Raw genomic sequence first — 13630 nt, 5'->3', positions numbered from 1 at the left:
ACCGGCTCTGCCACAGGGGAGTCCAAGGGTCGAACTGATCCCGCATCGCACGACCTTCATCCTTTTCACACCTTCACCCGCGCCCGACCCGTGGCGGACGCAGAGAGATAGATCATGCAGATCCTCGACGCCGTTGATGCAGCATCGCTGCGCACAGACATTCCCGAGTTCGGCCCCGGTGACACCATCAAGGTGCACGTCAACATCACCGAAGGAACGCGCTCGCGTATCCAGGTCTTCCAGGGTTTCGTGCTCGGTCGCTCGGGCGATGGCGTGCGCGAGACCTTCACGGTCCGCAAGATCAGCTTCCAGGTCGGCGTGGAGCGTACCTTCCCGGTGCACAGCCCGGTGATCGACCACATCGAGGTCGTCACCCGCGGTGACGTCCGTCGCGCGAAGCTCTACTACATGCGGAACCTGCGCGGCAAGAAGGCCAAGATCAAGGAGAAGCGCGACAACTGAGTCGCCTTTTCCGACAAGACCCCGTGGTTCACGCCACGGGGTCTTGTCGTTTTCAGACCATCTGATCGATGTACGGATGTGCGCGTGCCCGGCGTCTGCGCGCGCCCGGATGTGCGACGCTTGATGAACGGGCGCACGACACTTGCGAGCCGTGAAGGACGAGACCGTGAGTAGCCCCGCAACAGATATCCCTGAGACCCCGCCGCGAGCGCGCAGCCGTCGCCGCGGAGCGCTGGCGCTGTTGCGCGACATCCTGGTGATCGTCCTCGTGGCGGTTCTCGTCTCGTTCCTCGTCAAGACCTTTCTCGTGCGGTCCTTCTACATCCCCTCGGGGTCGATGGAGAACACGCTTCTCGTGAACGACCGCATCCTGGTCGACGAGATCACCCCGCGCTTCGGGGGCTACGCCCGTGGTGACGTGGTCGTGTTCCGCGACCCGGGTGGGTGGCTGCCGCCTTCGACGCAGCCCGATCGCGCGCCGGTTGTCGAGGCGTGGGAGTGGGTGCTGTCGTTGGTGGGCTTGGCAGCTCCCGACAGTGAGGACCATCTGATCAAGCGGGTCATCGGTCTGCCCGGCGATCACGTCCAGTGCTGCAACGCCCTCGGACAGATCACGGTCAACGGTGTGCCGATCGACGAGTCGGCCTACCTGTCCCTTCCTCCCGGTGAGACCGCCGCATCCGCGGATGCGTTCGATGTCGTCGTGCCCGAGAACAGCCTGTGGGTCCTCGGCGACAACCGGTACCGCTCGAAAGACTCGCGCTACAACCAGGAACAGCCCGGGCGAGGCTTCGTGCCGCTCGACAACGTCGTGGGTCGGGCGTTCCTCGTCACATTCCCGTTCTCCCGGTTCGGCACGATCGACTTCCACCACGAAGTGTTCGGCGGCGTGCCGGAGCCCGAGGCGGCCGCGGGGGCCCTCGCGCAATGACCGTCATAGAGCCGCGCCTGACACTCGAGCGTCGACTGCTTCGCGAACGGCCGATCGTGATCGCGTGTGACGAGGTCGGGCGCGGAGCTCTCGCCGGTCCTGTCGCCGTGGGAGCGACGGCGGTCGACGCTGGTCGTGCACGCAAGCGGATCCCGCAGGGGCTACGCGACTCGAAGCTCGTCCCCGAGGCGCGGAGAGCGGATGTCGCGGCTCGGGCGGCCGACTGGGTCTCTGCGAGCGGGGTCGGGTGGGCCTCTGCCGCCGAAGTTGATGAGGTCGGGATCATGCGAGCCCTGGGGCTGGCGGCCATCCGCGCTCTCGCGGACCTGCGAGCCCACGGGATCGAGCTCGAAGAGGGGATCGTCATCCTCGACGGCAACTACGACTACATCACGGCGGCGGGGGCGACGGGCCTGACGGTGCAACCCGTCATCAAGGCCGACCGCGACTGCGCGAGTGCGGCCGCCGCATCCGTCATCGCGAAGGTCGCGCGTGACGCCGTGATGACGGGTCTGCACGATGATCTGCCGGAATACCAGTGGGCGCGAAACAAGGGCTACGCGAGTGCCGAGCATCGGCTCGCGATCGACGAGCACGGGCTCAGCCCTCACCACCGTGCGTCTTGGGCGATTGCGCCCGCCACGCTTTTCTGAACTCCACGCGTCTCGGGACTCCTGCTTTCTGCATGAGCCGGACGAGAGGTGCCGGGGTAACTAGGATGGAACCACCATGGATGACGATGTCTTCGAGGACTATGACCGCGAACTCGAGCTGGCGCTCTTTCGCGAATATCGCGACGTCGTTTCGCAGTTTCAGTATGTGATCGAGACCGAGCGACGCTTTTATCTCGCGAATGAGGTCAATGTCGTTCGCCGCGATACCGAGCACGACTTCTACTTCGAGATCACGATGAACGATGTGTGGGTGTGGGATATCTACCGCGCCGACCGATTCGTGAAGTCTGTGCGGGTGTTGACGTTCAAGGACGTCAACGTCGAAGAGCTTTCGCGCCGCGACTTCGAGTTGCCGCAGGAGCTGTCGCTCGACGGCGAGTAGCGCTCCGCCCTCCACATCGACCTGAATCTCGGCCGATCCCCGGAACGGTCGTTCACGCTCTGCTCGCTGTGTGCGCGCTGCGAGGGTTGACCCGCATCGACCAACGGTCGGGCGGGAGGAGCGGCCGATGGCGCAGAAAGACGAGCGCGGGCGAGCGGGCGAGCAGCGGGCGGCGGAGTATGTGGAGCGACTCGGCTACACCCTGATGGACCGCAATTGGCGGTGCGATCAGGGTGAGCTGGACATCGTCGCATCTCAGGGCGATGACCTCGTCTTCATCGAGGTCAAGACGCGGCGCGGCACGGGCTACGGGCATCCGTTCGAAGCGATCACGCCGGAGAAGTTCGCGCGCCTGCATCGTCTGGCGATTGCCTGGATCATCGCCCATCCGGGGTCCGGCTGGGGGCGCAGCATCCGCATCGATGCGATCGGCATCGTCGGCGACGACCCCACGACGGGAACTCTCGAACACCTCGAGGCGCTCCGATGACGATTGCGCGCACGTGGTGCGTCGCGTTGAGCGGCATCGATGGATCGCTTGTCGAGGTCGAGGCGGACCTGTCGAGTCAGTTGCCAGAGTTTCGTCTCATCGGTCTACCTGACAAGGCCCTCGGTGAAGCACAGCTGCGGGTTCGGAACGCCACGGCAAACTGCGGGATGCCTCTACCCGCCCGCCGCCTCACGGTCAATCTGTCGCCTGCCAGCCTTCCCAAACATGGTTCCGGTTTCGACGTCGCGATCGCCGTTGCCGCCCTCGCGACAGCCGGCGGTTTCGATGCAGCGTCGCTCGCCGAGACAGTACACCTCGGTGAGCTCGGGCTCGACGGTCGCCTCCGGCCCGTGCCCGGGATACTGCCGGCGGTGCTGGTGGCGGCGCGGGCAGGCATCCAGCGTGTGGTCGTTCCCCACGCGAACGCGGACGAGGCGCGGCTGGTCGACGGGATCGACGTGCTCGGGGCAGTCTCGCTCGTCGACGTGGTGCGACTGCACGGGGTCGATGCCCCCGACGTGGATCTCGAACCGGTGCCGCGCGCCGCGATGCCCGTGGCGTTGAATCGTCCTCCTGAGCTCGCCGACGTGGTCGGCCAACGCGAGGCTGTCGAGGCTCTGATCGCCGCCGCGGCCGGCGGCCACCACCTGTTGATGTCGGGTCCGCCGGGAGCCGGCAAGACGATGATCGCAGAGCGCCTGCCGGGCATCCTTCCTCCCCTCACCGACGACGAGGCTCTCGAGACCGCGGCGCTGCGGTCGCTGTCTGGCGAGGCGGTCGATGCGCTCAGCCGCACACCACCCCTCGAGGCGCCGCATCACAGCGCGTCGATGGCCGCTCTCGTCGGGGGTGGCAGCCGACTCGTGCGTCCCGGGGCCATCGCGCGGGCCTCGGGCGGCGTGTTGTTCTTGGACGAGGCCGGCGAGTTCCCGGCATCCGTCCTGGATGCGCTCCGCCTTCCGCTCGAGAAGGGCGAGATCACGATTCACCGCTCGGGTGTGGCCGCTACGTTCCCCGCCCGGTTTCAACTGGTACTGGCGACCAACCCCTGTCCGTGCGGAAATCACGGCGTTCCGGGCGGATCCTGCACGTGCCCGCCTCAGGCGATCCGACGGTATGTGGGACGGCTTTCCGGCCCCCTGCTGGATCGCGTCGACATCCGATTCGGGCTCATGCGCGTCTCGCGGGTTCCGGGGCTCGCCGAGGCCGACACAATCACGACCGCGGTGGCGCGAGAGCGAGTGGCCGGCGCCCGGGACCGCGCGAGGGTTCGTCTGACCGGTACGCCCTGGCAGACGAACGCGCAAGCATCCGGGGCCTGGCTGCGTCAGGGACCGCTCGCCCTCGCTCCGGAGCTGCGTCGCCCGCTCGACACGGCGCTCCAACGCGGAGCGCTGACTCTGCGCGGTTACGACCGCACGCTGCGCGTCGCGTGGACCCTGGCGGACCTCGGCGGGCGAGACCGGCCCGCACTCGAAGACATCGGGCGGGCCCTGTTTCTCCGCAAGGGAGTTCAGGCGTGAGCCTCGACCTGCCGGAGCGCGTTGACGACAGGCGCGCTCAGCTCGAGGGGATCGTGCCCGCGGGTGTGACCGACGAAGCGGTGTCGGATGCCTGGGCGCGGGCGATCTGGAGCCTCATTTCGGAACCCGGCGACGGCGTCGCGGGCCACCTGGTGGCTGCCCTCGGCGCTGAGGTGGCCTTGAACGAGATCCGGTCGAAGGCATCCGCTCGCAGGGAATCACGGTCGATGGCACTCACGGCGGGACTGAGACGGTGGTTGCCGCGTTTGAACGGCATCGCGGTGGACGGGATGTTTCGGACGGCCCGGTTCGCTCGGCTGCGGCTCGTGACGCCGGACGACGCCGATTGGCCGCGCGGCCTCGAGGATCTCGGCGCCCACGCGCCGATCCTCCTCTGGGTGCGCGGAAGAGGAGAGGCCTTGTCGCTGCGGGGTCCGCGCGTGGCGCTCGTGGGGGCACGCGCATCCAGCGCCTACGGTGAGCTCGTGGCGGGCGAACTCGCCGCGGACCTGGCCGATCGCGGCGTGTGTGTCGTGTCCGGTGCTGCGTTCGGAATCGACGGCGCCGCTCATCGTGCCGCGCTCGGGACGGGCGGTACCACGATCGCCGTGCTGGCAGGAGGGGTGGACCGCCCCTATCCGACGAGGCATTCCGAGATGATCGCGCGTATCGCCGACCACGGCGCTGTCATCGGCGAGGTCGCGCCCGGCGCCGCCCCGACTAAGTCTCGCTTTCTCGAGCGCAACAGGCTGATCGCGGCGATGTCGGACGCGACCGTCGTCGTCGAGGCGGGTTGGCGGAGCGGATCGCTCAACACGGCGGGGCATGCGGCCGCGCTCGGCCGGCCCTTGGGCGCTGTGCCCGGTCCGATCACGTCCGCAACCTCCGCAGGCTGCCACCGCATGCTGCGGGAGTTCGACGCGACCTGCGTAACGTCGGCCGCGGACATCATCGAGTTGACCGGATGGGAAACACACCCGCTACAGACCGCGGCGCGACCGGTTGCTCGGGATGCGGCCGGGCGAGACGGGATGCCGGGCGAGAGGACCCAGACCGATGGGTCCGCGGAGCACACGCCGAGCAGCTCGGGGACGACAGCAGGGCGTGGCGTGCTCGATGCGCTGGGCACCCGCACGCGGAGATCCAGCGATGAGATCGCGCGACGAGTGGGATTGGCGCCGACCCAGGTGGAGGCGCAACTCGGTCTGTTCGAGCTCGAGGGGCTCGTCATGCGAGAGGACGGCGGCTGGCGGCGCGCCGCCGCGCGACCGGAGCGGGGATGAGCGCATGCTGGGATCGTGGACTGGCACGAGGCATCCGAGGCGTTCGAAACGCACCTCAGCACCGTGCGTCGCCTCTCGCCCGCGACGACCCGCGCTTACCGCTCCGACCTCCGAGACCTGATCGAAGTCGCCCTGCTGACCGGTGTGCAAACGCCCGCCGATACCGACCTCGAACTGCTCCGTGAATGGCAGGGACTGGCGAGTGAGCGCGGCGACGCGCGGGCCACCCTTGCACGTCGAACCGCGGCCATTCGGTCTTTTTTCGCCTGGGCGCTTGAAACGGGAGTTGTGACGCAGGATCCGAGCCTGCGTCTGGTCGCACCCAAGCGTGGACGCACGCTCCCGACCGTCGCGACCGCTCCTGCTGTCGCTGAAATGCTCGACGGGCTCAACGCGCTCGCTGAGGGGGGCGATCCGCTACCGCTGCGCAACCGGGCGATGCTCGAACTGCTGTACGGGGCAGGCGTTCGCGTCTCCGAGTTGTGCGGCCTCGACCTCGGCGATCTCGACCTCGACCGGGGCACGGCACGGGTGCTCGGCAAGGGATCGAAGGAGCGCGTCGTGCCGTTCGGCGCGCCCGCCCGTCGCGCGATCGACGCTTATGTCACGCGGGGACGGCCCGAACTCGTTGTGGAGACCTCAGACAGCGAAAGCGGCCCGGCCTCGGCGGGAGGCTCCGAGACAGGGGGGAGCGGCAGCGCGCTGTTCCTCGGCTCGCGCGGTGGCAGGATTTCACCGCGGGCCGTCTATGCCGTCGTCTCACACCGGTTGGCACCGACCCTCGGCGTCGAGCACGTCGGCCCGCACGCGCTCCGGCACTCGGCCGCGACCCACCTGCTCGACGGCGGGGCCGACCTGCGGACGGTGCAAGAGATCCTCGGGCACGCGAGCCTCGGCACGACCCAGATCTACACGCACGTCTCGAGCGAGCGGCTCCGCGCCGCCTATCGCCTAGCTCACCCGCGCGCGTAACGTCGAGGCGGTCATCGAACGGACGCGACTCGCCGCGCGACGTGAGTGACATGCGGCGAGTCGCGACCGTTCGCGAGTGGGCGGATGCTGACGGTTGCTGTGCTTGTCAAAGCGACCCGTGGGCCCGGCGGTCACCTCGACAAACTCAGTGACCGGGTGCTCAGTGAGCGGCTCGGCGTGCGGCGTACGGAAGCAGGACCGCCCGGGGCATTGCGCCGAGCAGCACCAGCGGGTTGAGATATTCGCCGTCCATGCGGGCACCGAGATGCAGGGCCCCGGGTTCCGTATGTCCACCGACCGACAGCATCCCGACCACGTCACCGCGCTGCACCCATTCGCCGGCAGCCACTGTTGCTTCGACGGGCTCCAGCGTCGAAACGATGCCTCGGCCGTGGTCGATCGTCACGACGCTCCGGTCAACGACGCGGCCCGCGAATGCGACGACGCCGTCATCGGGAGCGCGGACGGATGTCTCACCGCGCGGCGCAATGTCGATGCCCCGGTGGCCCGGACCATAGGCGTGCGCGGGTGCCACGTAGTCTCGGACGATTCGAAACGGTGGCGCCACCGGCCACGACCAGGCATTCGCATCGCCGCGGTCCGTTCCACCGATTTCCGTCTCATCGGCCAGCGCGGCGGCGCCGAACGAGCCGGCGAGCAGCACCGCCGTGAGGACGACCGCGCCCGCCCGCACGAAGCGGAACGGTGCGGCACGAGGCATCCGATCAGCATGCGTCCCTCAGTGCAGCGTCGACCGTCGGTCGCCGACGTCGGGGGAAACCACCCGCCGCCCGGATGCGGGGGAGGAGCCGTGTGCGGCGGCCACCATGTCGCTGTCCTCGACTGATACACTGGCAGAGCACCTCGTTTACGGGGTGACTTCGCGTGCCCAGAGCGCTGTGATCCGAGGATCACGCGTGGCACATACTCCCCACGGTCTCGCCTCACGGCGAGTGGGAGTGTGCCGGACACCAGGACACGTCGCCCGACCGGAGCGACGAATCAAACCGCAAGAGGCGCCGCGTGGTGCCAAGACAGGAGTCGGCCATGGCCGTCGTTACCATTCGCCAGCTGCTCGATTCGGGCGTGCACTTCGGACACCAGACGCGTCGGTGGAACCCGAAGGTGAAGCGCTTCATCCTCACCGAGCGCAGCGGCATCCACATCATCGACCTGCAGCAGTCGCTGTCGTACATCGACAAGGCGTACGACTTCGTCAAGGAGACGGTCGCCCGTGGCGGCACCGTGCTGTTCGTCGGCACGAAGAAGCAGGCCCAGAGCGTCGTCGCCGAGCAGGCGACCCGCGTCGGCCAGCCCTACGTCAACCAGCGCTGGCTCGGTGGTCTGCTGACCAACTTCCAGACGATCTCCAAGCGTCTCGCGCGTATGAAGGAGCTCGAAGAGCTCGACTACGAGGTTCCCGCGAACAGTGGCTTCACCAAGAAGGAACTGCTGATCAAGAAGCGCGAGCTCGACAAGCTGCACAAGTCGCTCGGCGGAATCCGCAACCTGACCAAGACGCCCTCGGCCATCTGGGTCATCGACGCCAAGCGCGAGCACCTCGCGATCAACGAGGCCAAGAAGCTCGGTATCCCCGTGATCGGCATCCTCGACACGAACGCCGACCCGGACGAGTTCCAGTACCCGATCCCCGGCAACGACGACGCGATCCGCTCGGTGGGCCTGCTCACCCGCATCATCGCCGACGCTGCCGCCGAGGGTCTGATCCAGCGGCACCAGCCCTCGGGCGAGGCCGAAGCGGCAGAGCCGCTCGCCGACTGGGAGCTTGCGCTTCTTGAGCAGGGCACTCCCGAGCAGTCCTCCGCTGACACCGCGAAGGTTGCGGAAGAGGCTCCTACCGAGGCCGTCGCCAGCGAGCTCGTCGCCGACGAGCAGGCCATCGAGGGCGCTTCCGCCACCGAGTCCGCCACGGACGCCGAAGGCGCCACCGGTCACGACCAGACGATCGCCGAGGCCGCGGGTCTCGACGCCGCGGACGTGAAGGCCGCCGAAGACGCAGCCGCGCCGGCCTCCGCCGAATAAGCGCGTGGGCTCGCCGGGCGGGATTCCGTCCGGCGAGCCATCACCCCGACATCCACGACACACCGAAGACACCGCAAGGGGTTCACACACCATGGCAAACTTCACGATCGCCGACATCAAGGCGCTGCGCGAGCAGCTCGGCACCGGCATGGTCGACACGAAGAAGGCGCTCGAAGAGGCCGACGGAGACGTCGAAAAGGCCGTTGAGATCCTGCGCCTCAAGGGAGCGAAGGGCAACGCCAAGCGTGCCGACCGCTCCACCAGCGAGGGACTCGTCGTCGCCCGCGAGGTCGGCGGCAAGGTCACGCTCCTCGAGCTGGCCTGCGAGACCGACTTCGTCGCCAAGAACGAGCGCTTCATCGCGCTCGCGGACAAAGTCGCGGATGCCGCGGCCGCCGTTTCGGCCGACTCGGTCGAGGCGGCTCTCGCCGCGCCCGCGGGCAACGGGACCGTCGACCAGCTCATCTCGGACGAGGCTGCGATCATCGGCGAGAAGGTCGAACTGCGCCGCGTGCGCACGCTGACCGGAGATCACTTCGAGATCTACCTCCACAAGACGAGCAAGGACCTGCCGCCGCAGATCGGTGTTGTCGTCGCCTACTCGGGTGACGACGCCGAGACGGCGCGCAGCATCGCTCAGCACATCTCGTTCGCGAACCCGTCCTACCTCGCGAAGGCCGACGTTCCCGAGGTCGACGTGGAGCGCGAGCGCGACATCGTCACGAAGATCTCGCTCGAGGAGGGCAAGCCGGAGGCGGCGCTGCCCAAGATCGTCGAGGGTCGCGTGAACGCGTTCTTCAAGCAGGTCGCTCTGCTCGAGCAGGACTACGCGAAGGACAACAAGCTCTCCGTCGCGAAGGTTGCTCAGGATGCGGGTATCACAGTGACCGACTTCGCTCGGTTCAAGGTCGGCGCCTGACGCTGTGACGAAGGGGCCTGGTGCGATTGCACCGGGCCCCTTTCCTCTGCGCGCTTCATCTGCGGCGCGCGGCGAGACGACCTCTGCCGTTAGGTTGGAGGCAGACGGAAGGATGCTGAGTGATCGACGAGGCTACCGGGCGCCGACGCGTCCTGCTGAAACTTTCGGGTGAGGCGTTCGGCGGTGGATCCCTCGGGGTCAATCCGGATGTCGTCAGCCAAATCGCGCGCGAGATCGCCGAGGCGGTGGACCGCGTCGAGATCGCGATCGTCGTCGGTGGCGGCAACTTCTTCCGTGGGGCCGAACTCAGCCAGCGGGGCATGGATCGCGGTCGCGCGGACTACATGGGCATGCTCGGAACGGTGATGAACGCGCTCGCGCTGCAGGACTTCCTCGAGCAGGCGGGCGCGGCGACGCGCGTGCAGTCCGCAATCTCCATGATGCAGGTGGCCGAGCCGTACATCCCGCGTCGCGCGGAGCGTCACATGGAGAAGGGCCGCGTCGTGATCTTCGGCGCCGGGGCAGGACTGCCCTACTTCTCCACCGACACGGTCGCCGCCCAACGTGCGCTCGAGATCGGGGCCACCGAGGTCCTGGTTGCCAAGAACGGCGTCGACGGTGTCTACACCGCGGATCCGCGCACGGACCCCACTGCTGTGCGCCTGGACCGGGTGACCTACAACGACGCACTACAGCGCGGTCTGAAGGTCGTCGACTCGACCGCATTCAGCCTGTGCATGGACAACCACATGGACATGCGTGTGTTCGGAATGGAACCCGCCGGCAACGTCACTCGAGCGCTTCTCGGTGACAAGATCGGCACGCTCGTCACGGTCTGACCGCTACCCCGCGGTTAGACTGGGCGAACGCTCTACCCTCTGAAGGAGTCAACGTGATCGCGGACGTCTTGGCGGATGCCGCCACCCGCATGGACCGTGCCGTAGAGGCCGCGAAGGACGACTTCGCGACCGTGCGGACGGGTCGTGCGAACCCCCAGCTATTCCAGAAGATCCTGGTGGACTACTACGGCACGCCGACCCCGCTCGCTCAGCTCGCATCGCTCAACAACATCGAAGCGCGCACGATCGTCGTCACCCCCTACGACAAGTCCGCGCTGAAGGCCATCGAAGAAGCCATCCGCAACACTCCCAACCTCGGCGCGAATCCCACGAACGACGGCAACCTCGTTCGCGTGACCATGCCCGAGCTGACGGAAGAGCGCCGCAAGGAGTTCGTGAAGATCGTCCGCACGAAGGGCGAAGACGCGAAGGTGCACGTACGTGGCATCCGTCGTAAGGCGAAGGATGACCTGGATTCGCTCAAGAGCGATGTCGGCGAGGACGAGATCTCGCGCGGTGAGAAGGAGCTGGACGCGCTGACGAAGGCACACGTCGATCTGATCGACGAGGCACTCAAGCGCAAAGAGGCAGAGCTGCTCGAGGTCTGAGCCGCATCCCGACCATGAGCGACGCACCCGACGAGTCAGAGCTTCGAAAGGCGCCGTCCCCGACGACGCGCGCGGGCCGCGGGGGTGGTGATTCCACTGCTGCGTTCCAGGAGCACGTACGTCAGGCGCGCAGCGACCTCGAACAGCAGGTTGCATACGCTCGAGACCAGTTCGGCGAAGCGAACGAGCGGATCAAGCAGCGGACAGGTCGCGACCTGATCGTCGCGATCCTGATCGGCCTGGCCATCGGCGTCGTCGTGATCGCATCGCTGATCTTCTTCAAATGGGTCTTCGCGATCTTCGCGCTGGCCGTTGCGCTCTTCGGGACATTCGAACTGTGTCGTGCGCTGCAGGTGTCCGGTCGCAAGATCGACATCGTTCCGCAGGTCGCCTTCGTATTCGTCCTCGTCTCGGCGGGGTTCTTCCTCGAGCTGTGGGCCCTGTGGGTGCTCGTCTTCGTCGACATCGCGGTGGTGATCGTCTGGCGTGTCCTCGGTCAGATGATGGCGCAGGACGCTCGTCGCTACGGCGACGTGCTCTCGGATGTCTTAATCGGCGCCCTCGCTCAGCTGTACGTGCCGTTCCTCGGCAGTCTGGCCATGGTTTTGCTGCGCCAGGACGGCGGGCAGTGGTGGGTGCTCTCGTTCATCATCATCACCGTGGCATCCGACACCGGTGCGTACGCGACCGGACTGGCCTTCGGACGCACACCGATGGCGCCTCGGATCAGCCCCAAGAAGACCTGGGAAGGCTTCGCCGGTGCGGTCGCTGCGGCCCTGATCGCCGGAGTTCTGCTCGCGTGGCTCATGATCGGTCTGCCCTGGTGGGCGGGCCTCGTTCTCGGGGCGGTCATCGTCGTCACGGCCACGGCGGGCGACCTCGGCGAGTCGATGCTCAAGCGCGATCTCGGCATCAAAGACATGAGCTCGTGGCTTCCGGGTCACGGTGGCGTGCTCGACCGGCTCGATTCGATCCTCCCGTCCGCCGCCGCGGCGCTCGCGCTCTTCTATCTGCTTTCGCCCCTGGGAGTGGCATGACCGACCCGACCTCACCGACCACCCAAGACGATCTCACCGACCCCGCCAACGAGGATGACGCCGGTGTCGGCGCGAAGCGTGAAGAGAATCGGCCAACACCCGCGCTTTTTCCGGAGGCTCCGCGCCGAGTACTCGGATACGACAAGGCTGCGGTCGACGCTTTCCTCGAGCGCGCCCGTCAGGAGTTCGAGGGTGAGCCAGCCGCGGACGGTACTCCCTACCTCGACGCCGCCGCCGTGCGCACCGCGGCGTTCCCGCTCGTGAAGCGCGGTTACGCGATCGATCCCGTGGATGCCGCGCTCGCCCGTATCGAGGACGCTTTCGCGGCCCGTGGTCGGGAAGCGGCGGTAGCGTCGACGGGAACGAGGGTCTGGGTGGAACGCGCCCGCGACGACGCACAGGTTCTGCTCGAGCATCTCTCCCGGCCCCGCCGGCGACGTTTCGCCCGCGCCGGGTGGTTGCGATTCGGGTACCGGACGGACGAGGTCGACCTGGTCGCCGAGCGGCTGGTCGAGTACTTCGAGACGGGTCGACCCATCACGGTGGACCAGGTGCGCGCGGTCGCGTTCCGAATGCAGCGGCGCGGGTATCGCGAAGAGCAGGTCGACGCCGTGCTCGACGCCGTCATCGACGTCATGCTCGCGGTGCGCTGAACACAACTCGGATCCGCGCCGCGTGCATCCATAACGTGGCACCTCGCCGGGGTCGCGGCTAAGCTCGAAGCACTGTGAGCCAGGGCAACGAGATCATCCCGACGACGACATCCACCTCTGTGGGTCGTGTGCCGTCGATGAGTTCGTCGAATCTCGCTCGCCGGGTGCCCGCACCCCAGCCCGTCCGTTGGTCTCGGCGTCGGGGGGTCCTCGGGGTGTTTGCGACGGTCGCGGCGGTCGGATTCCTCGGCGCATACATCGTGGTTCCCACCGGGGCCGCGCTCGCCGAGGCATCCGCGGAGGACACGAGCGTGACGACGTTGTATGCGGCGGCACAGAGTGACGCCCAGTCCCTCGTGGTCGAGATCGCGGGCGAGGCCAGCGCTCCCGAGCTGTCGCGCGGCAGCTACCAGGTCTATGTAAAGCCCAAACCGAAGCCCGTCGTTCCCGCCGCGGCGGCCAGCACGAAGGCTGCGAGCGGGTGGGCGCCGCCGAGTGTCGTCCCCGACCCGGGATCCGCACAGGCGATCGCGTTTGACATGGTCGCGGCTCGCGGGTGGGGTACGGGAGAGTTCGACTGCCTCGTGGCGCTGTGGAAGAAGGAATCGGGTTGGCGCGTGAACGCGCACAACAAGTCCAGCGGTGCCTACGGCATCCCGCAGGCACTTCCCGGCACGAAGATGGCGTCGGCGGGTGCGGACTGGGAGACGAACCCCGCGACGCAGATCGCCTGGGGACTCGGATACATCGGCGGCCGGTATGGCACGCCGTGCGGTGCGTGGGGCTATTCTCAGGCCCGCGGGTGGTACTGACC

16 protein-coding genes are annotated in these 13630 nt (G+C 67.5%); 15 read left to right on the top strand and 1 reads right to left on the bottom strand.

The window, feature by feature from the left end; all coding sequences use genetic code 11:
- The first annotated feature begins 114 nt into the window (after positions 1–114).
- The 8 genes from rplS to ACT9TC_RS01340 all read left to right on the top strand — a co-directional run bounded on the left by rplS (position 115) and on the right by ACT9TC_RS01340 (position 6717).
- Entirely contained in the window at positions 115–462 is a 348-nt protein-coding gene (gene rplS, locus ACT9TC_RS01375; RefSeq protein WP_036296357.1) for a 50S ribosomal protein L19, read from the top strand.
- A gap of 166 nt (positions 463–628) precedes the next feature.
- On the top strand, positions 629–1393 hold the full coding sequence (lepB, locus tag ACT9TC_RS01370; protein ID WP_051513090.1) for a signal peptidase I: 765 nt from the start codon (positions 629–631) through the stop codon (positions 1391–1393).
- Complete coding sequence (locus ACT9TC_RS01365; RefSeq protein ID WP_036296355.1) at positions 1390–2046, top strand: ribonuclease HII; 657 nt, start codon at positions 1390–1392, stop codon at positions 2044–2046. The genes lepB and ACT9TC_RS01365 overlap by 4 nt, the downstream gene beginning before the upstream one ends.
- Before the next feature lie 76 nt (positions 2047–2122).
- Entirely contained in the window at positions 2123–2449 is a 327-nt protein-coding gene (locus ACT9TC_RS01360; RefSeq protein ID WP_036296353.1) for a DUF2469 family protein, read from the top strand.
- 127 nt (positions 2450–2576) lie between these two features.
- A complete protein-coding gene (locus ACT9TC_RS01355) occupies positions 2577–2939 on the top strand; it encodes a YraN family protein (protein WP_458041686.1) in 363 nt (120 codons plus the stop codon).
- Positions 2936–4462 (top strand): YifB family Mg chelatase-like AAA ATPase, encoded by a 1527-nt coding sequence (locus ACT9TC_RS01350; RefSeq protein WP_458041685.1) that lies wholly within the window; start codon positions 2936–2938, stop codon positions 4460–4462. The genes ACT9TC_RS01355 and ACT9TC_RS01350 overlap by 4 nt, the downstream gene beginning before the upstream one ends.
- Positions 4459–5745: a DNA-processing protein DprA gene (gene dprA / locus ACT9TC_RS01345; RefSeq protein WP_458041684.1), complete on the top strand. Its 1287-nt coding sequence runs from the start codon at positions 4459–4461 to the stop codon at positions 5743–5745. The genes ACT9TC_RS01350 and dprA overlap by 4 nt, the downstream gene beginning before the upstream one ends.
- Before the next feature lie 15 nt (positions 5746–5760).
- Positions 5761–6717: a tyrosine recombinase XerC gene (locus tag ACT9TC_RS01340; protein ID WP_458041683.1), complete on the top strand. Its 957-nt coding sequence runs from the start codon at positions 5761–5763 to the stop codon at positions 6715–6717.
- 160 nt (positions 6718–6877) lie between these two features.
- Here the strand turns inward: ACT9TC_RS01340 and ACT9TC_RS01335 are convergent, their stop codons facing one another.
- The gene (locus ACT9TC_RS01335; RefSeq protein WP_458041682.1) at positions 6878–7438 is read right to left on the bottom strand and encodes a murein hydrolase activator EnvC family protein; all 561 of its coding nucleotides are present in this window, start codon (positions 7436–7438) and stop codon (positions 6878–6880) included.
- A 326-nt stretch (positions 7439–7764) separates the two neighbouring features.
- On the opposite strand from ACT9TC_RS01335, the gene rpsB reads away from it, so the two are divergent.
- The 7 genes from rpsB to ACT9TC_RS01300 all read left to right on the top strand — a co-directional run bounded on the left by rpsB (position 7765) and on the right by ACT9TC_RS01300 (position 13628).
- Positions 7765–8760, top strand: a complete 996-nt coding sequence (rpsB, locus tag ACT9TC_RS01330) for a 30S ribosomal protein S2 (RefSeq protein ID WP_458041681.1) — start codon at positions 7765–7767, stop codon at positions 8758–8760.
- A gap of 91 nt (positions 8761–8851) precedes the next feature.
- Positions 8852–9679, top strand: coding sequence for a translation elongation factor Ts (gene tsf, locus ACT9TC_RS01325; RefSeq protein ID WP_458041680.1), 828 nt, complete (start codon positions 8852–8854; stop codon positions 9677–9679).
- Between the two features lie 119 nt (positions 9680–9798).
- Positions 9799–10518: a UMP kinase gene (gene pyrH, locus ACT9TC_RS01320; RefSeq protein WP_458041679.1), complete on the top strand. Its 720-nt coding sequence runs from the start codon at positions 9799–9801 to the stop codon at positions 10516–10518.
- Positions 10519–10571: 53 nt separating this feature from the next.
- Positions 10572–11126, top strand: coding sequence for a ribosome recycling factor (gene frr / locus ACT9TC_RS01315; protein ID WP_036294335.1), 555 nt, complete (start codon positions 10572–10574; stop codon positions 11124–11126).
- A 14-nt stretch (positions 11127–11140) separates the two neighbouring features.
- Positions 11141–12163: a phosphatidate cytidylyltransferase gene (locus tag ACT9TC_RS01310; RefSeq protein ID WP_458041678.1), complete on the top strand. Its 1023-nt coding sequence runs from the start codon at positions 11141–11143 to the stop codon at positions 12161–12163.
- Positions 12160–12816, top strand: coding sequence for a DivIVA domain-containing protein (locus tag ACT9TC_RS01305; RefSeq protein WP_458041677.1), 657 nt, complete (start codon positions 12160–12162; stop codon positions 12814–12816). Before ACT9TC_RS01310 ends, ACT9TC_RS01305 begins: the two co-directional genes overlap by 4 nt.
- 74 nt (positions 12817–12890) lie before the next feature.
- Complete coding sequence (locus ACT9TC_RS01300; protein ID WP_458041676.1) at positions 12891–13628, top strand: aggregation-promoting factor C-terminal-like domain-containing protein; 738 nt, start codon at positions 12891–12893, stop codon at positions 13626–13628.
- Positions 13629–13630: the final 2 nt, after the last annotated feature.

The sequence above is a fragment of the Microbacterium sp. HM-570 genome, from assembly GCF_054165885.1.
This window is presented reverse-complemented; position numbering and strand designations above follow the sequence as displayed.